This window comes from Mesorhizobium sp. LNHC252B00, from assembly GCF_000502955.1.
In the GTDB taxonomy this organism is placed as follows: Bacteria; Pseudomonadota; Alphaproteobacteria; order Rhizobiales; family Rhizobiaceae; genus Mesorhizobium.
The window spans coordinates 167,215-190,866 of record NZ_AYWO01000003.1; the positions used below are offsets into that span (position 1 = coordinate 167,215).

General features: G+C 62.4%; 20 protein-coding genes. 5 read left to right on the top strand and 15 right to left on the bottom strand.

Going from position 1 to position 23,652, the window contains the following annotated elements:
• Window positions 1-82: 82 nt before the first annotated feature.
• The 9 genes from tatC to X744_RS164400 form a co-directional block, all read right to left on the bottom strand.
• Window positions 83-958, bottom strand: a complete 876-nt coding sequence (tatC, locus tag X744_RS164440; protein ID WP_023757620.1) for a twin-arginine translocase subunit TatC — start codon at window positions 956-958, stop codon at window positions 83-85.
• Complete coding sequence (tatB, locus tag X744_RS164435; protein ID WP_023757621.1) at window positions 955-1,755, bottom strand: Sec-independent protein translocase protein TatB; 801 nt, start codon at window positions 1,753-1,755, stop codon at window positions 955-957. Before tatB ends, tatC begins: the two co-directional genes overlap by 4 nt.
• Window positions 1,756-1,784: 29 nt before the next feature.
• The gene (locus X744_RS164430; RefSeq protein ID WP_013531295.1) at window positions 1,785-2,006 is read right to left on the bottom strand and encodes a twin-arginine translocase TatA/TatE family subunit; all 222 of its coding nucleotides are present in this window, start codon (window positions 2,004-2,006) and stop codon (window positions 1,785-1,787) included.
• A gap of 168 nt (window positions 2,007-2,174) precedes the next feature.
• Complete coding sequence (gene scpB, locus X744_RS164425) at window positions 2,175-2,942, bottom strand: SMC-Scp complex subunit ScpB (RefSeq protein WP_023757622.1); 768 nt, start codon at window positions 2,940-2,942, stop codon at window positions 2,175-2,177.
• Complete coding sequence (locus X744_RS164420; protein WP_023757623.1) at window positions 2,939-3,739, bottom strand: ScpA family protein; 801 nt, start codon at window positions 3,737-3,739, stop codon at window positions 2,939-2,941. Before X744_RS164420 ends, scpB begins: the two co-directional genes overlap by 4 nt.
• A gap of 61 nt (window positions 3,740-3,800) precedes the next feature.
• Window positions 3,801-4,820: a beta-N-acetylhexosaminidase gene (nagZ, locus tag X744_RS164415; protein ID WP_023757624.1), complete on the bottom strand. Its 1,020-nt coding sequence runs from the start codon at window positions 4,818-4,820 to the stop codon at window positions 3,801-3,803.
• Between the two features lie 133 nt (window positions 4,821-4,953).
• Entirely contained in the window at window positions 4,954-8,406 is a 3,453-nt protein-coding gene (locus X744_RS164410; RefSeq protein WP_023757625.1) for an SPOR domain-containing protein, read from the bottom strand.
• Between the two features lie 103 nt (window positions 8,407-8,509).
• Window positions 8,510-10,267 carry an arginine--tRNA ligase gene (gene argS / locus X744_RS164405; RefSeq protein WP_023757626.1) on the bottom strand — a complete coding sequence of 586 codons (1,758 nt, stop codon included), beginning with the start codon at window positions 10,265-10,267 and terminating at the stop codon, window positions 8,510-8,512.
• Window positions 10,268-10,329: 62 nt separating this feature from the next.
• Window positions 10,330-11,544 (bottom strand): deoxyguanosinetriphosphate triphosphohydrolase, encoded by a 1,215-nt coding sequence (locus X744_RS164400; RefSeq protein ID WP_023757627.1) that lies wholly within the window; start codon window positions 11,542-11,544, stop codon window positions 10,330-10,332.
• A 105-nt stretch (window positions 11,545-11,649) separates the two neighbouring features.
• Between X744_RS164400 and erpA the strand changes: the two genes are divergently transcribed.
• The 4 genes from erpA to X744_RS164380 all read left to right on the top strand — a co-directional run bounded on the left by erpA (window position 11,650) and on the right by X744_RS164380 (window position 13,575).
• Complete coding sequence (gene erpA, locus X744_RS164395; RefSeq protein WP_031259639.1) at window positions 11,650-11,997, top strand: iron-sulfur cluster insertion protein ErpA; 348 nt, start codon at window positions 11,650-11,652, stop codon at window positions 11,995-11,997.
• Between the two features lies 1 nt (window position 11,998).
• Entirely contained in the window at window positions 11,999-12,394 is a 396-nt protein-coding gene (locus X744_RS164390; RefSeq protein ID WP_023757629.1) for a VOC family protein, read from the top strand.
• 17 nt (window positions 12,395-12,411) lie between these two features.
• On the top strand, window positions 12,412-13,206 hold the full coding sequence (gene xth, locus X744_RS164385; RefSeq protein ID WP_023757630.1) for an exodeoxyribonuclease III: 795 nt from the start codon (window positions 12,412-12,414) through the stop codon (window positions 13,204-13,206).
• 69 nt (window positions 13,207-13,275) lie between these two features.
• The gene (locus X744_RS164380) at window positions 13,276-13,575 is read left to right on the top strand and encodes a hypothetical protein (protein WP_023757631.1); all 300 of its coding nucleotides are present in this window, start codon (window positions 13,276-13,278) and stop codon (window positions 13,573-13,575) included.
• 22 nt (window positions 13,576-13,597) lie between these two features.
• Here the strand turns inward: X744_RS164380 and X744_RS164375 are convergent, their stop codons facing one another.
• The 5 genes from X744_RS164375 to X744_RS164355 form a co-directional block, all read right to left on the bottom strand.
• Entirely contained in the window at window positions 13,598-14,437 is an 840-nt protein-coding gene (locus tag X744_RS164375; protein WP_023757632.1) for a tetratricopeptide repeat protein, read from the bottom strand.
• Window positions 14,424-16,148: a dihydroxy-acid dehydratase gene (ilvD, locus tag X744_RS164370; protein ID WP_023757633.1), complete on the bottom strand. Its 1,725-nt coding sequence runs from the start codon at window positions 16,146-16,148 to the stop codon at window positions 14,424-14,426. The genes X744_RS164375 and ilvD overlap by 14 nt, the downstream gene beginning before the upstream one ends.
• 307 nt (window positions 16,149-16,455) lie before the next feature.
• Window positions 16,456-17,685 carry an OmpP1/FadL family transporter gene (locus tag X744_RS164365; protein ID WP_023757634.1) on the bottom strand — a complete coding sequence of 410 codons (1,230 nt, stop codon included), beginning with the start codon at window positions 17,683-17,685 and terminating at the stop codon, window positions 16,456-16,458.
• Between the two features lie 359 nt (window positions 17,686-18,044).
• Complete coding sequence (locus X744_RS164360) at window positions 18,045-20,828, bottom strand: valine--tRNA ligase (RefSeq protein ID WP_023757635.1); 2,784 nt, start codon at window positions 20,826-20,828, stop codon at window positions 18,045-18,047.
• A 344-nt stretch (window positions 20,829-21,172) separates the two neighbouring features.
• On the bottom strand, window positions 21,173-21,970 hold the full coding sequence (locus X744_RS164355; protein WP_023757636.1) for a PopZ family protein: 798 nt from the start codon (window positions 21,968-21,970) through the stop codon (window positions 21,173-21,175).
• Here X744_RS164355 and X744_RS1000000174790 point away from each other — a divergent pair.
• Window positions 21,933-22,112 carry a hypothetical protein gene (locus tag X744_RS1000000174790; protein ID WP_210164161.1) on the top strand — a complete coding sequence of 60 codons (180 nt, stop codon included), beginning with the start codon at window positions 21,933-21,935 and terminating at the stop codon, window positions 22,110-22,112. The genes X744_RS164355 and X744_RS1000000174790 overlap by 38 nt on opposite strands.
• A 73-nt stretch (window positions 22,113-22,185) precedes the next feature.
• On the opposite strand, the gene X744_RS164350 is transcribed toward X744_RS1000000174790, so the two are convergent.
• Complete coding sequence (locus X744_RS164350) at window positions 22,186-23,574, bottom strand: TolC family outer membrane protein (protein ID WP_023757637.1); 1,389 nt, start codon at window positions 23,572-23,574, stop codon at window positions 22,186-22,188.
• Window positions 23,575-23,652 lie beyond the last annotated feature (78 nt).

Consider the following 23,652-nt stretch of genomic DNA (forward strand, 5'->3'; position numbering starts at 1 on the left):
TCAGCAAGAGGGGGTAAACCGCATCCTTGATCGATGCAAGATGAGGCGAGGCAGCGGCAGCCGTTTTCCACGCAGCCCGGTATTAGGAGGCAGCAGGCGCCGGAGGCTCGTCTGGGGCTTTGTCCGCCACGGTTTCCGCTGTGTCCTGTCTCTCGCGCGCCACACGCTGCTTTTCCTGATCGCGCTCGATCAGACGGGCAGCCCAGATGGAGACCTCGTAGAGAAGGATCGTCGGGAGGGCCAGGCCGATCTGGCTCATCGGATCGGGTGGTGTCAGCACCGCGGCGACGACGAAGGCAATCACGATTGCCCATTTGCGCTTCTCGGCCAGCGCCTTGGACGACAGCATGCCGACCCGCGTCATCAGGCTGGTCACCACCGGTAGCTGGAATACCAGGCCGAAGGAAAAGATCAGCGTCATGATCAGGCTGAGATATTCCGACACTTTCGGCAGCAGCGAAATCTGCACCTGTTCGTCGGTGCCGGTCTGCTGCATGGCGAGGAAGAACCACATCACCATCGGCGTGAAGAAGAAATAGACCAGAGACGCGCCCATCAGGAACAGGATCGGCGAAGCGATCAGGAACGGCAGGAAGGCGTTGCGCTCGTTCTTATAGAGGCCTGGAGCGATGAACTTGTAGATCTGCGTGGCGATCAGCGGAAAGGCGATCACCATGCCACCGAACATTGCGAGCTTGACCTGGGTGAAGAAGAATTCCTGCGGCGCGGTGTAGATCAGCTCGACCTTGTGCGGATCGAGCCCTGCCCACTGCGTTGCCCATCTGAACGGGACGACCAGAAGGTTGAACAGCTTCTTGGCGAAGAAGAAGCAGACGAGAAACGCGACGAAGAAGCCGCCCAGCGACCAGATCAACCGCCGGCGCAACTCGATCAGATGCTCCATCAGCGGTGCCGACGATTTCTCGATCTCGTCCTTTTCCTTGTCCGAAACGCTCACTTGGCGGCTCCCGCCGTCTTCTTGGCCGCCGGTGTCTTGGCCGGCGTAGGCTTCGGATCGGCTTTCGCCACGGTCTTGATCGCGATCGCCTTGGCCGCAGCAGGCTTCGCGGTTTTGCGCGTTTCAGCCTTTGCCGCCGCCACGGTCTTCGCTGGCGCTTTGGGCGTAGGCGGGGCCTTGGTGGCGATCGTTTTCGCCGGCGCAGGAGCCTTTGCGACATTCGTCGAAGCCGTGGCCGGTACTTTTGCAACCGGCATTGCCTTTGCCGGCGCAGCCTTGGCCACCTTCGCCGCGGACGCCTTTGGCGCCACGACCGGTTCTGTCGGCAATGACGACGTCACCACCGAGTCATCGGCCATTGCCGGGAAAATTGGCGCTGCCGGCGTGGCTTCCGGCCCGTTGACGCCAGGCATGGTCGTTGCGCCATTCTTCAAAGGCTCGGCCGCCAGCGGCGTCGAAGCGGCAGGCATTGCCGGATCGGCCGCCGGCTTGGGCTTCATCGCCGCATCGACGCCGGAGCGAACGTCGGCCGCGGCCTGCTCGAACGGATTGAGCTGCTTCTTGATCTCGGCCATCGGGCTGAGGCCTCTGAGCTCGTCGACCGACTTCTTGACGTCGTCAAGCTCGGCTTCCTTCAGCGCTTCGTTGAACTGCTTCTGGAAATCGGACGCCATCGCGCGCAGCTTCGCCGTCGTGCGCCCGAAAGTGCGCAGCATATTGGGCAAATCCTTGGGTCCGACGACCACGATCATGACGATCGCGATGACCAGCATTTCGGTCCAGCCGACTTCAAACATGGCACTCTGTTCCGACTAGAACCTGTGGCTCAGCTCTTGCTGGCTTTTTCCTTCGCGGCCGCAACGGTCTCATCCGCACGGTGTTCGACGGTGCGCTTGTCTTCGGCAACGTCATCGTCGGCCATGCCCTTCTTGAAGCTCTTGATGCCCTTGGCCATGTCGCCCATCAGCTCGGGAATCTTGCCGCGGCCGAACACCAGCAGCACGATCACCAGCACGATCATCCAATGCCAAATCGAAAATGAACCCATAGCAAATCTCTCTCGAACGTTTTCCCTGGCGATGATCTATGCGCTTTCGCGTAGGGATTCAAACACAACTGCGACAGAGTTTATGAAAGGGTGGCGGATGTCACGCATTTTCAACGCGATGGCCCGCTACGAATCCGCGCATCCTCGACAGATTGGCAGCTACGCCAGTCAATCCTCCGTGACGCGCGGCGTCAGCAGGCCGAGTTCCTCGAGGTCGATGTCGGTCAGAGCGTCCTCGTCGTCGGTCAACGCGTCGGGATCGGCCGGCGGCTGCGGAATGGAGAAATTCGACGGCATGCGGCCCGAAAGCAGCCCGGCCCCTTTCAGTTCCTCCATGCCCGGAAGATCGCGGATCTCCTCCAGCGCGAAATGATCAAGGAAAGTGTCGGTGGTGCCGTAGGTGACAGGGCGTCCCGGCGTTTTGCGCCGGCCACGCATGCGCACCCATTCCGTTTCCAGCAGCGTGTCGAGCGTCCCTTTCGAGGTTTCAACGCCGCGGATGTCCTCTATTTCGGCGCGCGTCACTGGCTGGTGATAGGCAATGATCGCCAACACCTCGAGCGCCGCGCGCGACAGCCTCCTTTGTTGGACAGTATCGCGGCTCATCAGGAAAGCCAGATCGCCGGCGGTGCGGAATGCCCAGGCATCGCCGACGCGCACCAGATTGACGCCGCGCCGGGCATAGATCTGGCGCAGTTCGGCCATGGCCAGGGCGACGTTGATGCCATCTGGCAGACGCGCCGCAAGCTGCTTTTCGCTGACAGGTTCAGCGCTGGCGAACACGATTGCCTCCGCCATGCGTACGGCTTCCGCCAGATGCAGCCGCTCGGCCGGATTCTGCACCTGCTGCTCTGAAGGATACTGGGAGAGCGACTCCTCTTCGGGTTCATCGCCGACCTTGAACGGGATAACCGAAGCGTTGGCGCGTTCGCTCATGATGCCACCTCGACTGCCTTGATTGCCTGCGCGCGGCCGCGCAGATAGATCGGAGCGAACACTTCGTCCTGCCGCATGTCCATCGTGCCTTCGCGCACCAGTTCCAGCGTGGCCGCGAAAGAGCTGGCGATCGCCGTGCGCCGCTCCTCGGGGCTGGTCATGTACACGATCAGGAAACTTTCCAGCGTCGCCCAGTCGTGCAGGGCTCCGACCAGGCGGGTCAGGATATCGCGCGCGTCCTTGAGCGACCAGACACCACGCCTGGCGATCGTCACATTGTTGATCGCCTGCTTCTGCCGCTGCTGGGCATAGGCGGTCAGGAGATCGTAGAGCGAGGCCGAATAGGCGTTACGCTTTTCGACGATGACCATTTCCGGCATGCCGCGCGCGAACACATCACGGCCAAGCCGGTTGCGGTTGACAAGGCGAGCCGAGGCGTCGCGCATGGCTTCCAGCCGCTTCAGCCGGAACTGCAGCACCGCCGCCAGTTCCTCGCCGCTTTCGCCCTCATCGCCCGGCTGTTTGGGGATCAGAAGCTTCGACTTGAGGAAAGCCAGCCACGCCGCCATCACCAGATAGTCGGCGGCAAGCTCGAGCCTGAGTGCCCTCGCCGTCTCGACAAAGGTCAGATATTGCTCGACCAGTGCCAGGATGGAAATGCGCGCCAGATCGACTTTCTGGGTGCGGGCGAGATGCAACAGAAGATCGAGCGGACCTTCGAAGCCGGCCACGTCGACGACCAGCGATGGGTCGCCGGTGACGCGTGAATCGTCATTCTCAGCCCACAGACGGTCCATCGGTGCGGCCTTCGCGGCCTTGCTTTCCAATGTTTCCGCCACTGCTTTTCACTTTCCCTTGCTAGGCCACCGCATCGAAGTAGGTGGCGAATTCGGCACGTATTTCGGTTTCTTCAACCGTGTCCCGGTTCTTTATATAGGTCAGCGCCCGCTTTGCGCGCTCCAGCGACGCGCCCTCGAGCCCCGTGGTCCGCGATGCGATGCCGGCCATCTCCTCGAAAACGCCATTGCAGTGAAGGACCAGATCGCAGCCCGCGGCAAGGATCGAGGCCGCCTTTGTCGGGAAATCCCCAGAAAGTGCCTTCATCGAGGTGTCGTCGCTCATCAGCAACCCGTCGAAACCGATTTCGCGCCGGATGATCTCGTCGATGACCTTGCCTGAGGTGGTCGCCGGATTGTTGGGATCGATGGCGCTATAAACGACATGCGCCGTCATCGCCATCGGCAGATGATTGAGCTCCCGGAACGGGGCGAAATCATGCCGCTGCAGATCGCTCAGCGAGGCATTGACCACAGGCAATTCGAAATGCGTATCGGCAAAGGCGCGTCCATGGCCCGGAATGTGCTTCATGACCGGCAGCACGCCGCCCGACATCAACCCTTCGGCCGCAGCGCGGCCGAGTTCGATCACCGGTCGCGGTTCCTTGCCATACGCACGCGCGCCGATGACATCGCTGGCGCCCTCGATCGGCACGTCGAGCACCGGCAGGCAATCCGCGGTGATGCCGTAGCGCAGCAGGTCAAAGGCATGCAGCCGCGCCATCAGCCAGGCCGCGCGGGCGCCGGCATCATGGTCGTCGCGCCACAGCGCGCCGAGCGCACCACCGGCCGGATAGTTCGGCGCCAATGGCGGCCGCAGGCGCTGCACACGGCCGCCCTCCTGGTCGATGAACACCAGAGCGTCCGGACGACCGATACAGTCGCGCATCTCAGCGACCAGATCGCGGATCTGTTCGGTCTCGCCGATGTTGCGCGCAAACAGGATGAAGGCCCAAGGGCATTCATTGCGATAGAAATTGATTTCTTCGCGGGTGAGCGATTTCCCGGCACAGCCGAGGATCATGGATTTTGATTCGGTCATGTCAGCAGTTTAGGGCTTCACGCGATCAAAGGGAATCATCTGGGTCACAAGCCGTCAAACGCCAGATCTGCTTTCCCCATGAAAAAGCCGGCGCGGTCACCGCGCCGGCTTTTTCAATTGGTTGGCTCCGGCTCTAGCGCGAGACGAAGCAGTTGCCGCCGGCGGCCTTGTAGCTGGTGCACAAATTGATCGCATCATTGCGCGACTGGGCCGGAACGCGCACGCGGTAGAACGTGCCCTTGCCGGCGATCTCGGCCTTGACGATGTTGGCGGTACGACCGCCGAGCACGCTGCCATAGCGGCGCTGCAGATCCTGATAGCTGGACTGGGCGCTCTCGACCGTCGGCTGTGAAGCAATCTGCATCGACCACGAGCCGCCGCCGGTCGCGGTCGACGCCGGATCGATGGACGCGACCTGATCGGGCTTGACCTCGCCGACGACATCAACCGGCTGGTCGGACGGACGCTGCGGCGCGACCGGAACCTTGGTCGGCGTGTTGGCGGACTGCGCCTTGGCCTCAGCCTTGGGCTTGGCTGTCGCTACCGGCGCTGCCGCCACCGGCGCTGCAGCCACCGGTTTGAGAGCCGGCCCATCATCTGCCTGGGCGGCGGCGGGCGCCACAGTGCCGGTCTGGTCCGCATCGGCCTTCGCCAACGGCGCAACATGCTGCGGCGCCGGGTCGACCGGCTCGGTTGCGGCCACTTGCGGTGCGGCCGGCGCCGGATCCTCACGCGGCACCAGCGAACCATCCGACTTGACCACCATGGTCCTCACCTTGCGCGGCGCAACGGCAACGACATCGGCGTTGGTACCTTTGTCGGCATCCTGCAGCACCTGCGCGATGCGATCCTCGGACTTGGGCGCGGGCGCTGTGTTGTCGGCCGAAGCGGCACCGGCGGTCGGCGCGGCGTTGCCGTCATCGGGTCCGATGGCGACTGCGGCGCCGGCGTTCTGGTCCGGCGAAAGATCGATGGCGCGGCTCGGATCCTTCGCCTGTACGTCTACCGGGTCTTCGGTGTTGGTAACCAGTTTCTCCTGGACCGGCTCGGCGGGCTTCGCACCCCTGACCGCGTCATAGACCTTGTTGTCCTGGTTCGGTACCACGGCCCCGCCCGGATTCTCCGGCTTGACCTTGATCGGCGCGTTGTCGGCCTTAACGATCACGGGCGCTTCACTACCGCCCTTGCCGCCGAAAGACAGCGCAAAGGCGCCAAGGCCGCCTGCGACCGCCACCCCACCGACAATCGCGGCGATGAGCAGGCCACGTCCGCGCGAAGGCCTTGCGGCCTCACGCTCGCCGAGGCCCGGAACAGCCATCGCCTCATTGAGTTCGGGATCGTAGTCGAGTTCGTCGACGGTGAAATCGTCCGCCTGTGAAGCCGGCTGATTGCCGGGCAGACTGTCGAGATCGAAGCCGTCGGCGGCATCGGCATAACCTGTAGGCGCCGCCGTGCGGGCAGACACTTCCATGGGCCGCGCCGCATAGGTCCGCGCTTCCGGCTCATAACCCAGCGAGGCCCTGTCATAGCCCGGCTTGGCCCTGTCATAGCCCGGCTTGACGCTGTCATAGCCCGGCTTCGCGCTGTCATAGCCCTGCTTGGCTGTGTCATAACCCGGCTTGAAACCCGCGGCGTAAGAATCATCTTCGTAAGACGCCACGTAGCTCGCGGCGGCGGGAGCGACCTCCACCGCGTTCATCTCGGAGAGAAGGCTGGAGAACTCGGCGTCGAGATCGTCATAGCCAGGTGACGCCGGCTGATCATCCTCGAAATGCAGTTCCGGAATGTCGAGATCGTCCGCCAGCGCCACGACACGCTCGGGCACATCGACAGTCTCGACATCGGGCATGTCTTCGTAACGCGCTGACTGGCGCGATTGCGGCGCGGATACAGGGGCGACAGTTTCGACCGGCTCGGCCGAACGGTAGGACGTCACCCCGGCGACCGCCGAGGCTGTGGTCATGGGTGCCATCGAAGCGGCCGGCTGACCACCAACCGGAGGCTGAGCGCTAAATGAGGGCTGTTGCGGAACCGGCGTCACGCGGCTCCACGAACGGACTGGCTCGGGCGGCGTGGAACGCTCCGCCGGCCAATCGAGAGAATCCGTCGAATTGTCCCGGGAAGCGGACGCATCACGCGGGTCCAGGCTTTTGGCAAAGGCCGCGTCGAAGGCGTCATCGTCGAAATCGACATCACCATGTCCGGCAGCCTCCGAGCCCGGATCCCGATCTTCAGGTTCATCATGCAAAAGATCGTCGACATCGGCATCGGCCGCCTGGGCGGTGCCGAGGTGGTTAGGCTCCTCAGGAGCGGGTTCGTCAAGATCCCAGTCGAGCTCACCGACAACATCGGCCGGCTCCTCGGTGGTCTCTGCAGCCTCGGCGACAGGCGACTGCGCGGCGACAGCCGGCTGAGCCATGACCGGCTCCTCCTTGGCTACAGGCGCCGAGCGCGCGGTCATGGCGCCCAGCAGCGCATTCAACTCGTCTTCCAGGCTCCGTTCGTCCTCGATCGGGGTTTGCTCCGGCTCGGCTGCGATGACGTCTGGCGCCACCGGCTGGACCGGAGCGGCGACAAACTCAGTGGCCGGTTCTTCGACTGTTTCGGCAAACGTGTCGTCGAAATTCAGGTCGAAAGCATCATCCGACCCTGCTTCAGCGCTGGGCGTCTCGCCCTGCGCATCCGCGCTATCGGCAAGCATATCATGCGCTTCCGGCTCCTCGGATGCGACCGGCTCGTCAGCGCGAACGTCAAAATCCATGTCGACATCTGCCATGCCGTCGTCGAGATGGCTGGCAAGATTTTCGTCGGAGGCAAAATTTTCGTCGGGGGCCTGACCGTCAGGCGCAGCAGCCTGCTCCGGCATGGGGTACTCGACGGGATCGGCAGCCCTGTGGGCCTGTTCCATCACCGAATGGTCGTCGAGCATCAGCTCGTCTTCGAGCGAGATCGCAATCACATCGTCGAATTCATGATCGGAGGCGGCCGTCTCGGCAGCAGGCGCGTCGTCAACAGCGTGCTGGACCTCTTCAGCTTCCTCGTCAATCCGGAAGTCATGGTCGAGCGACGCGGCAAACTCGTCCGCCATCGGCTGATCGTCCTCGAAGGGCGAGACATCCTCAAGCGAACTGGCGACGGCATTGCCGAAATCGGCGTCGAAAGCCGGCTCGACGGACGGTGCGGCTTCGGCAGCGCCCGATTGGCTGGAGCCGGTAGCTTGGTCGTCGACGTCAGCCATGTCCAGATGGAAATCGTCGTCGAGCGAAACCGAGAACTCGTCGTCCGTTGCGACGGCCTCAGCCGTTTCGAACGCAGGCTGTTCGGAAGTCCGCTCATGGACCTCGGCAACCGGAACGGCGTCGCTGTCGTCAGCGCCGAATTCGGCCATCATTTCCTTCTCGAGATCGATATCGAAATCGCCCTCTTCCGCCGCATGATCGGCGGCTGGGGCTTTCGGCTGGGCGGGCGACTGCGGCTTGACCGGCTGGCGCGGGTCGAACCCCATGATCCTGGTCAGTTCCGCGAACGGATCATCGTCGGCGATGTCGTTGTTGTCGGCTACTCTCAGCTGGGTTCTGTCTGCCATTATTGTTCCCGAACTCGCACTCATTCGGACGCCATGGACGTCGCGTAGGGTTGGCCCTTACCAGCGCAATGTGGGCAAAAGGTGACAGGTTATTTAGTCAAACCTAACGCATTTCGGTGGGCGCGGCGGCTCCGATCAGCGTCAGGCCGGACGTCAAAACGTCTGAAACAGCCTGCACCAGCCCTAGTCTGGCATGCGTCAATTGTCGGTCGTTAACCTTAACAAAACGTAAGTCGGGATTATCCGTGCCACGGTTCCAGTGTCCGTGGAAGCTGGAGGCCAGATCATAAAGGTAGAATGCCAGCCGATGGGGCTCGAGCGCAAGTGCGGCCGACTCGATCAGGCGGGGATATTCGGCAAGCTTGCGGATCAGGCCGATTTCGCCCTCGTCGGCCAGCAAAGCCACGGCGGACGCGAGGCTGTTGCGATCGAAATTAGCCTCGCCCAGTTGCTCGCTCGCCTGCCTGAATACCGAATGGCAGCGCGCCGAAGCGTACTGCACATAGAACACCGGATTGTCCTTGGACTGCTCGGTCACCTTGGCGAAATCGAAATCCAGCGGCGCGTCGTTCTTGCGGTAGAGCATCATGAAGCGGATCGCGTCTCGGCCGACCTCCTCCACCACTTCGCGCAGCGTCACGAAATCGCCGGACCGCTTCGACATGCGCACCGGCTCGCCGTCGCGAAACAGCTTCACCAATTGGCAAAGCAGCACGGTGAGCTTCACCTCGTCGCCGGCAATCGCCCGCGCCAGCGCTTCCAGTCGCTTGACATAGCCGCCATGGTCGGCGCCGAGCACATAGATCAGGTCGACGAAGCCGCGATCGACCTTGTCCTTGAGATAGGCGACATCGGCGGCGAAATAGGTGAAGGAGCCGTCCGACTTGACCAGCGCCCGGTCCATGTCGTCGCCGACCGCGGTCGAGCGGAACAGCGTCTGCTCGCGGTCCTCCCAATCATCAGGCTTCTCGCCCTTGGGCGGCGGCAATTTGCCCTTGTAGATGTGGCCCTTCAGCGTCAAATCGTTTATCGCCGAGCGGATCTTCCTGGCATTGTCGGCGTGCAGCGTGCGCTCGGAGAAGAACACGTCGTGATGCACGTTGAGCATCGCCAGATCCTCGCGGATCATCGCCATCATCGCATCGATGGTGCGGTCCTTGACAATGGCGAGCGCCTCGTCGTCCGGCATCTGCAGCAAAGAGCGGCCAAACTCCTTGGCCAGCGTCTGCCCGACAGGGACAAGGTAATCGCCGGGATAGAGACCGGGAGGTATTTCGCCGATGTCCTCGCCGAGCGCTTCGCGGTACCGCAGGAATGCGGAGCGACCGAGCACGTCGATCTGCGAGCCGGCATCGTTGATGACGTATTCCTTGGTCACGTCGTAGCCGGCAAAGGCCATCAGGTTGGCCAGCGCGTCGCCAACGACAGCGCCCCTGCAATGGCCGACGTGCATCGGCCCTGTCGGATTGGCCGAGACATATTCGACGTTGGTCTTCCTGCCAGCGCCAATCGTCGAGCGGCCATAGTTGCGGCCTTCGCCAAGCAAGGCGGTCAGATGCACCTGCCAAAAGCCGTCCTTGAGCCGGAGATTGACGAAGCCAGGGCCAGCCACTTCGGTGGCGGCGACATCCTTGTCGTCACGCAGCGCTTGCGCCAATTTCTCGGCCAGCGCGCGCGGGTTCTGGCCGGTCGGCTTGGCCAGCACCATTGCCGCATTGGTCGCCAGGTCGCCATGGCTGGCGTCGCGCGGCGGCTCGACGGCAATGCGCGACAGATCCGGCGAAACGCCATTACTGTCTTTCAAATCAAGCGCTTCGACAGCTTTTATGATTCGCGCGGTGAAGTCGGCGAAGATATTCATGGGAATGGCTCTGGTGGCTTTACAGGGAATCCGGCTCGTTGGCCGGCAAAATCGAGCCCGCCCTAGCTCAATTCCGGCGTATGGTCAAACAAACGCCGATGTTCCTTGAGCGCATAGGTGTCGGTCATACCCGCCAGAAAATCAGCAACGCTGCGCGCCTTGATGCGAACGGCGGCCCGATCCAGTCCCTCGCGCCAGCCGTCCGGCATGGCGCGCGGATCGGCGAAATAGGCGTCGAACAGATCGTTGACGATCCGCTCGGCGTCCGCGCGCACACGCATGACTTCCGCGTGCCGATAAAGATGCTTGTAGAGAAAGGCCTTCAGTTCTTTCTCGAAGGCGGCCATTTCGGCCGAGAAAGTCACCATCGTCTCGCCAGCCGCTCTCACGGCATCGGCGTTCCGTGGCCTGATGCGCTCCAGATTGGCAGTGGTGGAGACGATAACATCCTCGACCATGGCGGTGATCTGCCGCCGCATCAGCTCATGGCCGGTGCGTACGTCATCAAGAGAGGGATAGCGTGTGCGCACACCTTTCAGAATGGTTCCGGGCAGCGAAACCGTCTCCAGCATATCCAGCGTCAGCAGCCCTGCTCTCAGGCCATCGTCGATATCGTGCGTGTTGTAGGCGATGTCGTCGGCGATCGCAGCGCATTGCGCCTCGATGCCGGCAAACCGGTCCAGTTCGAGGTCGTGCAGCTCGGAATAATCACGGATCGCCTGCGGCACCCGCCCTTTCAGGCCTTGACCGTCGGCATCCGTCAGCGGTCCATTGTGCTTGACCAGGCCTTCCAGCGTTTCCCAGGTCAGGTTGAGCCCATCGAATTCGGCATAGCGCGCCTCCAGCCTCGTCACGATGCGCAGCGATTGCGCATTGTGGTCGAAACCACCCCAGGCGGCCATCTTCTCGTTCAGCGCGTCCTCGCCGGTGTGGCCGAAGGGCGTATGGCCGAAATCATGCACCAGAGCCACCGCCTCGGCGAGATCCTCATCGCCGCGCAGCGCTCGTGCCAAAGCGCGCGCGATCTGCGCCACTTCGATCGAATGGGTCAGCCGAGTGCGGTAATGGTCGCCTTCATGGGCGATGAACACCTGCGTCTTGTGCTTGAGACGGCGGAAGGCCGTCGAGTGGATGATGCGGTCACGGTCGCGCTGGAACGGCGTGCGGGTCGGGCTCTCCACCTCGTCGAAAAGCCGTCCGCGCGACTTTGCCGGATCGCAGGCATAGGCCGCGCGTGGCCGATAACCAAATCCGATGTCGCCCAACTCATTGGTCATGGCTGATGCCGCCGCAGTTGACTTGGTCCAGATAATTTGAGCCTGGTTGACTTGGCCCCTCGCGCTTCATACCTATCATGTGAAACCGAAAGCAAGGTGACGCCGATGGGCGCGGATGCCAAGACTGCCATGAAAGTCGACATGACCGAGGCCGCCGCCAAGCGGATCGCAAAGATTGTCTCGGGTGAGGCGGGCAAGACGGCGCTGCGCGTTTCCGTCGAAGGCGGCGGTTGCTCCGGCTTTTCCTACAAGTTCGATCTGGTCGACACGCGCAACGACGATGACGTCGCCATCGAGAAGGATGGCGCCACGGTGCTGATCGACGATCTGTCGCTGGTCTATATGGGCGGTTCGGTGATCGATTTCGTCGATGATTTGATGGGCCAGTCGTTCCAGATCCGAAATCCGAACGCAGTCGCCTCCTGCGGCTGCGGCACGAGCTTTTCCATATAGAATGCCTGCCATCGGCGCGGTCCGTCAGATCGCGCTGGCGGCTGGCCGCGACCTCGACGCCACGCTAGCCTTTTGGCGCGACGTACTGGGCATGAACCTGCATGCGCGCTTCGATCCGCCCGGCATCGCGTTTATCATGGCCGGCGATATCAGGCTGTTGTTCACCGACGGCATACCGGCAGGGACAGTTTATCTCGACATATCGGGTCTCGACGATTTCCACGCCTCGGCGGCGGCGGCCGGCGTCCCCTTCACAGCGACGCCGACGCTTGTCCATCGTGACAGCGAGGGCCAGTTCGGCCCAGCTGGGGAAACCGAATGGATGGCCTTCCTAAAGGACCCGGCCGGCAATACGATCGGGCTCGTCGAACGCCATCCGCCGCAAGACCCCAACTGAGCAGCATCGGAACCGTTATGAAAATCGTCACCTGGAACATCAACGGCGTGCGCGCCCGCATCGGCAACCTGACTCATTGGCTGACCGAAAGCGCGCCCGATATCGCCTGCCTGCAGGAGATCAAGACGGTCGACGAGCAGTTCCCGCGCGCCGAGATCGAGGCGCTTGGCTACAATGTCGAAACCTATGGCCAGAAGGGTTTCAATGGCGTCGCCATCCTGTCGAAGTTGCGCTTCGACGAAGTTGTCAGGGGCCTGCCCGGCGACGATGCCGACGAGCAGGCGCGTTTCATCGAAGGCGTTTTCTCGACGGACAAGGGCGCGCTGCGCGTAGCGTCGCTCTATCTGCCGAACGGCAATCCGATCGATGACGAGAAGAAGTTCTCCTACAAGCTATCCTGGATGGCACGTCTGGAGCGCTGGGCTGAAGAGCGCCTGAAGCTCGAAGAGGCGCTTGTGCTGGCCGGCGACTACAACGTTATCCCCGAGCCGATCGACGCGCGGTTTCCGGAGAACTGGCTGGGCGATGCGCTGTTCCAGCCGCAGACGCGGCAAGCCTTCCGCCGGCTACTCAACCTTGGGTTCACCGAGGCGGTGCGCGCAGTCACCGACGCGACTGACGCCTATACGTTTTGGGACTATCAGGCCGGCGCCTGGCAGAAGAACAACGGCATCCGCATCGACCATCTGCTTTTGTCGCCGGAAGCCGCCAACCGGTTCTCATCGGCCATGATCGAAAAGCATGTCCGCGCCTGGGAAAAGCCGTCCGATCACGTCCCGGTGGCGATCGATCTCGCGCTCCAGCCAGCCTGACGGCGCTAACCCTCATATCGCCACATTTCGCGCCGTTCATTGCTTGGTCAGCATGGCGGCTGGGATTCTATGACCATACGATTTCATCTTTGTCCGATCGGCCTGGCATTTGCCATGGCCGCTCCTGCCGCGGCGCTTGCCGATCAGGAATGCCTGGCCAATGGAAAATCCTACCAGCTTGGCCAGGTCGCCTGCCTGACGCTTGCCGGCCAGAGCCATCTTGCCCGCTGCGACATGGTGCTCAACAACACCTCGTGGACGAAGGTCGGCGACAACTGCCCCGCAAACACGATGGCGCCGCACCTGCATGCCACACCGATCTCGACGCCCGCGCCCAGCATGGTGCCGACGGAGCCGACCGAGAACTGATTCCGACAGGCGGCAGCAGCGCCTACTGGTCCGAGTTGCTGCCCTTGGTGAGGATATCGTCCGCCAGCGAGATCGCGGTGCGGCGGTCGGCTTCGCCGGCGGTGGCAAATGCCTCCTCCTGCATGCCGCGTATCCAGGGCTGATCGGCCGGCGAAGCGCGTTCGAGCGCAGCCGTCATCATCGCCAGGCCGCGAACGATCTTGCCGCTCTGGAACAGCAGGTGGCCCAATGTCGCCTGCGCGCCGGCATGGCCCTTCTCGGCGGCGAGTTGGAACCAGCGCCCAGCCTGCTTGACACTGGCCTTCACGCCGCCCTCGCCCTTCAGGAACATCTGCCCCATCTCGAACTGCGCGTTCGGATTGCGGTAGTTGGCGGCGGCGCGCATGTAATATTCCTGAGCGGCCACCTCGTTCTCGGTGACCGGACTGCCGGGAATGCCCTTGCGCAGATAGTCGCCGAGCGCCACCAGCGCATCGGAGACATAGCTTTCCTCGGGCGAGCCGGGCTCGACATCCTGGTCGACGATCTCCGAGAAGAACTTGAACGCCTCATAGTCGTCGCGCGCCACGCCGTCGCCTTCCGCATACATGCGGGCAAGCTTCCAGGTGGCGCCGATCTGGCCGTTTTCGGCGGCATATTTGTAGGCCTCGGCAGCCTGTTCCTTGTGTCCGTTCTTGTAGGCGGAGAAGCCGAACTGGAACACCGCCCACGGGCTCGACTGCGGCTTCACGCCGGTCTTGTCGTCGAACACCTTGTCATCGAAGGCCATGGCCTGGCCCACGGCGCCAAAGGTCGCGCCAAAAGTGGCAGCCACGACCAGTGCCGAAAAGACAGACGACCTCAACAACTCAGATGTCCGCATAGCAATGTGTTTCTTTCGCACCGCCCGGATGGGTCACCGCGCCATCGCGCGCCGGCCCCACCGTCTGTGCATATTTCCATATCGCGCCCGACTGATAGTCGGTCTTGCGCGCCTTCCACGTCTTCGCCCTCGCCGCCAGTTCGCTTTGGGATAACGCCACATCGATCGTGCCGTTCACCGCGTCGATCGAGATCACGTCGCCATTCCTGAGCAGCCCGATCGGACCGCCCACCGCTGCCTCCGGCCCGACATGGCCGATGCAGAAACCGCGCGTCGCGCCCGAGAAGCGCCCGTCGGTGATCAGCGCCACCTTGCCGCCCATGCCCTGGCCATAGAGCGCTGCCGTCGTCGACAGCATTTCGCGCATGCCGGGGCCGCCGCGCGGCCCTTCGTAGCGAATGACGAGAACCTCGCCTTCCCTGTAGTTGCGATGCGTTACCGCCTCGAAACATTCCTCTTCCGAATCGAAACAGCGTGCCGGGCCGGAGAACTTCAGCTCCGACATGCCGGCGACTTTGACGATCGCGCCTTCGGGGGCGAGGTTTCCCTTCAACCCAACGACACCGCCGGTTTGGGTAATGGGTGTGTTGGCCGGGCGGACCACATCCTGGTGTTCATTCCAGGCAACGTGCTCCATATTTTCGGCCAAAGTGCGGCCAGTCACGGTCAGGCAGTCACCGTGCAGATAGCCGTGGTCGAGCAATGTCTTCATCAACAGCGGGATGCCGCCGGCCTCGAACATGTCCTTGGCGACATATTTGCCGCCCGGCTTGAGGTCGGCGATGTAAGGCGTCTTCTCGAAGATCTTCGCCACGTCGAACAGGTCGAACTTGATGCCGGCCTCGTGTGCGATCGCCGGCAGATGCAGTGCTGCGTTGGTCGAGCCGCCGGTGGCCGAAACCACGGTCGCCGCATTTTCCAGTGCCTTCAGCGTGACGATGTCGCGCGGCCGGATATTTTTCGCGATCAACTCCATGATTTTTTCGCCCGAAGCGAAATTGAAACGATCTCGCATTTCGTACGGCGCCGGCGCGCCACAGGAATAGGGCAACGCCAGGCCGATCGCTTCGGCGACGGTGGCCATGGTGTTGGCGGTGAACTGGGCGCCACAGGAGCCAGCCGACGGACAGGCCGCCTGTTCGATTTCGAGAAGTTCGGCATCATCGATCTTGCCGACCGAATGTTGGCCGACCGCCTCGAACACATCCTGCACGGTGATGGGGCGGCCGCGGTAGCTGCCGGGCAGGATCGAACCGCCATAGATGAAGATCGACGGCACGTTGAGCCGCACCATGGCCATCATCATGCCGGGCAGCGACTTGTCGCAGCCGGCCAGCCCAACCAACGCGTCATAGCAATGGCCGCGCATGGTGAGTTCGACTGAATCGGCTATGACCTCGCGCGACACCAGCGACGACTTCATGCCCTGGTGACCCATGGCGATGCCATCGGTGACGGTGATGGTGCAGAATTCGCGCGGCGTGCCATTGGCGGCCGCAACGCCCTTCTTGACCACCTGCGCCTGGCGCATCAGCGAGATGTTGCAGGGGGCCGCCTCGTTCCAGCAGGATGCGACGCCGACCAGCGGCTGCGCGATCTCGGCTGCCGACAAGCCCATTGCGTAGAGATAGGAACGGTGCGGCGCCCGCGCCGGACCGACGGTCACATGGCGGCTGGGGAGCTTAGCCTTGGAAATGACTTTGGCGTCCATACTCTTCCTTGCCCACATCTTCCCTGAAAAGGGGGCGATGCGGCCTGCCCCATCGCCGAGCCTTTTGGCGCGTGTCCCGAGACAAGATCGAGGTGCGCCGGGTTTATGGCGGGAAATGGGCAATTTCCTTGGCCTGATCTTTAGCGCAGGGGTTGTTCAGAAAGTGTTGCCGAAACGTCACAATTGCACGAGGTGAAAGCGGTGCTATTTATATGCAACGCGGCTTGGGTAACTGGACGCCTGACCAGACCTGCCAACGAAAAAGGCCGAGCGATGCCCGGCCTTTTTCGTTCAGCTTTTCAGAGGTTTAGAACTTGATCTTGAGGCCGCCTGAAATCGCTGTGACGAGATCGTTGCCGAAGTCGTAGGTGGCGTCATCTCCAACAACTTTACCGTTCTCCCCAATCAATATACCGGAATGACCGCTTGTCAGCACGCCAACCGCGCCAGCCAAGCGAACCTCGATATTCGGCTTAGGGGTGTAAGCGACACCGCCCCCCAGCGTCCAGGAGTCCGTCTGCGAGCCGTAGCCATGCGAAGTGCCGCGATCCCAGGAGAGCTGGCCGGCCGCACTCCACTCGTCGTTGAACTTATGACCGATGCCGCCCGTGACCGTCCAGCCGTCACGATACATCAGGTCGAGCGACGTTACTTCGCCTGGCGAGTTCGTGAAGCAAAACGCGCTTGGGACACCGACCGGACAGATCGGCACACTCTGTAGCACGCTCCAGTTAACCCACTTGATCGAACCGAAGGCGAGCCAGCCGGGCGCGATGCCCGACTGCATTTTCAATTCCACCACGTCCGGCATGTACTGCGTTGAGCCGTAGATCGGAAGAACGACGCTGCCGACATTTGTCAGATCGAGCGTGCCCGAAATGCTATCGAGCTTAACTTTCGAATTATAGACGAGGCTCGCGCGCAACGCGATGTCGGGGATTTCGTAGGCAAGGCCGGCGCGCCAGCCCCAGCCGTTGCTCGTCAGATCGACGCGACCGGTGCCGCCGAAGTCGGGCACCAGCGGTGACACCAGGCTTTCCTTGAAACCGTAGACCTTCTGGTAGAAAACACCGCCGATAAAGCGGAGTTGACCCTTGCCCGCATCCATTTTGTAAGAGCAAGTCGCAGCGTAGTTATCGCTTTTGATGTCGGTTTCCATGTTGGAAAACGCACCATTCCACACGCCGGGCGCAACATGCGCACCCCAAGGCTGCGAGTAGTCAATCATACAGTCGACACCTTGGACGATTTGGGCCTTCGCGCCGATGCGCGGGACCCAATAGTTCTCGGCCCCATCGGCCGAGGTCCCGAAACCTAGGTCGGCCCCGCCAGGACCGCGCGCATTCTTGAGCTTACGATCCGGCATCACGTAAGTCGCTTCCGCTTCCGTAGAGAACGGCGCAGGGTCAAACAAAAGATCGATGTCGTAACCGCCGCGCTCCAGGCCGCCAGCATGCGCCGAACTCATCGCGGTTCCGATCAAAGCCAGCGACAAGCACCCTGCCCCCAGCAGTGCTTTCAGACGCAAATTGTTCATGGATGTCCTCCCCCGAATAACCGTGCATCAAGCTAGAACCAATTCAGGTTAACGGTGCAACAACGAATTCAAGAAGCGTACACGTACAGTTGATCAGAGTGCGTTTTCCGCAAAATTCCGACTCTCCCGCAAGACCGAAAACACGGCATTTGGGTGCAAATGAACCAACAAAATCGGGGAAACTTCTCCAAAATGGCCCAAGAAGAGGGCATTTTGCGGGTATCCGGCCCCATTGTTACATTATGGCAACAATGGGGCTAAAACTTCCGTTTACGTCAACATTAACGCAACGGAATGCCTGTTTTCGAGGCAAAAATGCTGCCATTTTAGAGGGCGCTAAAATCTCGCGAATCCCGCCCTCAACCGGCGTCGCGAACCCTGGTCAACGCGACCGAAAGCTTCTCCTGCGCGTCGCGGTATTCGGTGAGCTTTTCGCGCTCTGCCTCGACGATCTCTGCCGGCGCGCTGGCGACGAACCTTTCGTTCGACAGCTTCTTGTGCAGGCGCGCGATTTCCTCGGTCACCTTGGCCAGTTCCTTCCGCAGCCGTGCCGCCTCCGCGACAAGATCGATCAGGCTGCCGAGCGGCAGGCAGATCGTCGCCTCGTTGAGCACGATCTGCGCCGAACCCTTTGGCGCAACATCGGCCAGCGAGATGTCGCCGACGCGTGCCAGCCGCCTGATCGCCGAATCCTCACGGACAAGCCGTTCGCGCGTCACATCGTTGGCACCGACCACCACCAGCGGTGCAATGGCAGCCGGCGGCACGTTCATTTCCGAGCGCACGGAGCGGATGCCTGAAACGAGGTCGACCAGCCAGTTGATGTCGGCGGCGGCATCCGCGTCTTCGAAGTCCGGCGACGGCCATGCAGCATGGCATAGCAGCGACGCGCGTTCCTTGCCTTCGCCAGCGGTCTGCGCCCACAGCTCCTCGGTCATGAACGGCATCATCGGATGCAGCAGCTTGTAGATCTCGTCCAGCACGAAAGCGACGCAAGCGCGGCTTTCGGCCTTCGCCGCCTCGTCGGAGCCCATGAACACCGGCTTCAGCAGTTCCAGGTACCAGTCGCAGAACAGGTTCCAGACGAAGCGGTATGCGGCACCCGCCGCCTCGTTGAAGCGGTATGAGGTAATGCCGTCGGTGATCTCGCGCGCGGCGCGCGTCAGCTCGGTCAGGATCCAGCGGTTGACCGCCAGCTTGGCGTCGTTCAGCCAGAAATCGTCATCGCGCGCAACCTCGTTCATCTCGGCAAAACGCGTCGCGTTCCACAGCTTGGTGCCGAAGTTGCGATAGCCGGCGATGCGCGCCGGGTCGAGCTTCACGTCGCGGCCTTGGGCCGCCATCACCGTCAGGGTGAAGCGCAGCGCATCGGCGCCGTATTCGTCTATGAGGTCGAGCGGGTCGATGACGTTGCCTTTCGACTTCGACATCTTCTGCCCGTTCTTGTCGCGGACCAGCGCATGGACATAGACGGTGTGGAAAGGCTCCTCGTCCATGAAGTGCAAGCCCATCATCATCATGCGGGCGACCCAGAAGAAGATGATGTCGAAGCCGGTCACCAGCACGTCGGTCTGGTAGTAGGTGTTCAGCTCGGGTGTCTCGTCCGGCCATCCCAAGGTCGAGAACGGCCACAGCGCCGACGAGAACCAGGTGTCGAGCACATCCTCGTCGCGGGTCAGGATCTCGCCTGGCTGGAAATTCTCGAGCTTGTCCTCGACCCATGCCTTCCACGGCCCTTCCAGCGCCAGATAATATTCGATCGCCGCGCCGAGCGCCTCTTCCTCGGTCTTCTCGACGAAGACCCGTCCGTCCGGCCCGTACCAGGCCGGGATCTGGTGACCCCACCAGAGCTGGCGCGAGATGCACCAGGGCTGGATGTTCTCCATCCAGTCGAAATAGGTCTTCTCCCAGTTCTTCGGCACGAAGTTCGTGCGGCCCTCGCGCACCGATGCGATCGCCGGTTTGGCCAGCTCCGCCGCGTTGGCATACCATTGCTCGGTCAGGAACGGCTCGATCGGCACGCCGCCGCGGTCGCCATGCGGTACGGCGTGGCGATGCGGCTCGACCTTTTCGAGGAAACCGCCTTCTTCCATCAGCTCGACTATCTTCTTGCGCGCGACGAAGCGGTCGAGCCCGTCGAGTTCATTCCAGACCGCCTGGCGCTCCGGCGTCACCTCGAGACCGGCAAGAAAATCCTCATTGTCCTTGAGGCTTACCGCCGCCGCGGTGGTCAGGATGTTGATCGCCGGCAGCTTGTGACGCTTGCCGACCTCGAAGTCGTTGAAGTCGTGCGCCGGCGTGATCTTGACCGCCCCGGAGCCCTTCTCAGGGTCGGAATATTCATCCGCCACGACGGGAATCTTGCGGCCGACGATCGGCAGAACGATGTTCTTGCCGACCAGGTGCCGGAAACGCTCATCGTCGGGGTATACGGCAACGGCCGTATCGCCCAGCATCGTCTCGGGGCGCGTCGTCGCCACGGTGATGAAGGTTTTTGGGTTTTCCGGGTCGAAGGCCTGGCCCTCTATGGGGTAGCGGAAATGCCAGAGATTGCCGTTGACCTCCTGCTGCTCGACCTCGAGATCGGAGATCGCGGTCAGCAGCTTCGGGTCCCAGTTCACAAGACGCTTGTCCTTGTAGATCAGGCCTTCCTTGTAGAGCGTGACGAACACTTCAAGCACGGCCTTGGACAGGCCCTCGTCCATGGTGAAGCGTTCGCGTGACCAATCGGCGGAGGCGCCGAGCCGCTTCAGCTGGTTGAAGATCGCGCCACCGGATTCGGCCTTCCACTCCCACACTTTCTCGATGAACTGCTCGCGGGTCAGGTCGCGGCGGTGGATCTGCTTTTCCATAAGCTGGCGCTCGACCACCATCTGTGTGGCGATGCCGGCATGGTCCATGCCCGGCTGCCACAAGACGTTCTTGCCGCGCATGCGCTCGAAGCGCACCAATATGTCCTGCAGCGTGTTGTTAAGCGCGTGCCCCATATGCAGCGAACCGGTGACGTTCGGCGGCGGGATGACGATGGTGAAGGCCTCCGCCCCCTCCTCGGCCCCGGCACCGGCGCGAAACGCGTCGGCCTCTTCCCAGACTTTGGCGATCTTCGGCTCGACGGTTTTGGCGTCGTAGGTCTTTTCAAGCATGGGAAAATGGTCCGCGCTGTCGGGAGTTATGCTGGTCCGGTGTAAATCGGAAGGTTTTGGCCAAGTCAACCGCAAGGGCTGTCGCGGCATTCACGGGCAGATAGGCGCGGCCCTGTTCATTTCAACGCAAGGCATGCCCGCATTTGGCGCAGAGCTTCGCCCTTGGCGTCCGATAGGGTTTTCTGCATGCCGGATAGCCATAATCCGACCGGCGGACGTAGAAGATCTCGAACATGGTCCATTGTGGTAAGGGAATCCGGCGGCGACCTGTCTGCCTCGCCACCAATACAAACTGACCTCCCCCAAAGAAACGGCGCCACGAGGGCGCCGTCTCTTTTTGGCAACTACTGGGCGCCGCGCGCCACGCGCTCGATTTCTTCGCGCACCAGCCTTTCGACCAGCGTCGGCAGATTGTTGTCGAGCCAATCCTGCAGCATCGGACGCAGCATCTCTTCGGCCATCTCGTCGAATGTCTTTTTGCTGCGGCTGGCAAACGCGTCGGAAAGCTCGCCAAAAGCGGCGGCAACCTGCCGGCCTGTATGCTCGGAAACGATCCCCGGACGCGCCGCGTCACTAACTGGCGTTGGCCGTGCCGCGTCTGGACGAGGTGTCTCGGAGGTCGCCTTCGCGCTCGGTTCGTCCCTTGAATCGTCGGCCGGCGGCTGGGCAACCGGCTTGCGTGCCTCGGCCATTTTTGCCTGCTCACCAACCGCGGCGATCTCGCGCCGCCAATCGGCAACGGGGGCAATGACGGGACGTGGTGCCGACGCGTCGACCGCGGCCGGTTCGGCGGCAATCCGGGCACTGACCTCGGCAAGTGTCATCGATGGCTTCGCCGGAGCTGGATCGGCGCGCACCGGCGTTTCCATACGCGCAATCGCCGGCTCGGCCGCCGGCAGCTGTGCCTGGACTTCCGCCAGCGTCACCGGCTTCCTGACCTCGGGGCCGGCATGCAGGTCGGCACGGAATGCCTCGACGTCGGGGGCAGCATCGCCGCTCGACGCCGGCTCCAGATCCTGGCGCAACTCATCGGCGTCGCCCGGCTGCTTGCGGCCGCCGTCGCTGTCCTCGATGATTCGCCTGATGGAAGCCAGGATCTCTTCCATGGAAGGTTCGCGCTGTGCGCTGCTTGCCGTTGCCATCGTCACATCCGCCGCCTTTGTGACCTCTGTGGATTTCCGCTCCGGCAAGGCCGGATCGAATCATGGCAACAGCGTAGCCGACGGATCGCCGCACGAGAATCCCCAATCTGGGGACTTGTGGGATTTCAACAGATTAGCGTGATCTTAAACCCACGAGCAGCCGAGCAAGCAATCCTGCTCAAACGGCGAGACGGAAAAATCCGGACCGGGCGCCCTCAGCGGCCGTCCGGCGTGCGCAGGCCGATCCACTTGTCCTTGACGGCGTTGTAGTGCTCTTCAGGCTTGTATTTCGTCACCTGCAGGCCAAGGCGGTCGACAGACAGGCGGCCGGTCGCCTGCAGGATGGCATAGCTCGCCACCACCACATCATGCTCATAACTCGCCTGGTTGATCTCGGCGGTGATGACCGTAGCCTGTGCGTTGAGGACATCGAGCGTGGTGCGCTGGCCGACATTGCGTTCTTCGATGACGCCGTTCAACGCCAGCTTTGCCGCCTCGATCACTTGCCTGTTGGCCGTCAGCTGCTGCTGCGCGGCAGTGTACTCGGTCCAGGCGGCGGTGACGGCCTGGCGCACTTGGTCGCGGCTCACGTCGACCTCGATGCGGGCCCGGCTGAGCGATTCCTTGTCCTGGCGCACAATCGCCGAGGTGCGGCCACCGGAATAGATCGGGATGGTCAGCGTTGCCCCGACACTGGCCGAATTGGTGGTGCCGTCCTGCGTCGAGAGGAAGCCCGGCACGGTGTTGCGATACGCGCTCGAGACGCCGGCGGAAGCAGACAGCTGCGGCAGCAGCGCGCCTTCGGCCGACTTCACAGAAAACGAAGCAGCGTCGACCAGATGCTGGGTGGCAAGGATAGCCGGATGCTCGTTCGAGGCCACCCCGATGGCGGCAGCCAGGCTCGACGGCAACAGCTTTGCCACCGGCGAAGCGCCTTTGAGCTTGCCTGGTTCGTCGCCGACGATCTCGCGATAGGTCGCGGCACTCGCCAGTGCCTGCGCCCGGGCGGCGCTCAGCGATGCCACGGCGGCGGCCCGCGAAGCATCGGCCTGCGCGACGTCCGTACGCGTGCCTTCACCAACCTCGAAACGCGAACGCGCCGCGCGCGCCGTTTCAGTGAGGAATTGCAGGTTCTGCTCGGTCAGCACGGCGATCTGGCGGTCGCGAATCACGTTCATATACGCCTGGGCGGCGCTGAACAGGGTGTTCTCTTCGGTGTTGCGCAGGCTTTCGACCGAAGCGCGAACTTGTGATTCGGCGGCAGCGACATTGTTCCTGGTCTGAAAGCCGTCGAACAGCGTCTGATTGATCTGGACACCAAAATTGCCGGTGGTCAGCCGTACGCTCCGATCCGCACCGGTGAGATGGCTGCTGGAATAGTCGATTGTCGCCGAGCCGTTGATGGTCGGACGCCAGCCCGACTTGGCGATGGCGACGCTCTCATCGGTAATACGAACGCCGGCGCGGGCGGAATTCAGCGAAGAATTGTACTGATAGGCCTTTGCAAGCGCGCCTGAGATGGTTTCCGCCGAAGCGGTCAGTGGGGACAGCATGGTCGCCGAAACGAGGACGGCGGTGAAAAGTGACTTTCGTACAGACGGCACGGTTAAACCCTCATTCGTTTTCCATGGGAACTGCGCCGCACCGGCTTCTCGTCGTGATCAGCCGCCGCCGCGTGTTCG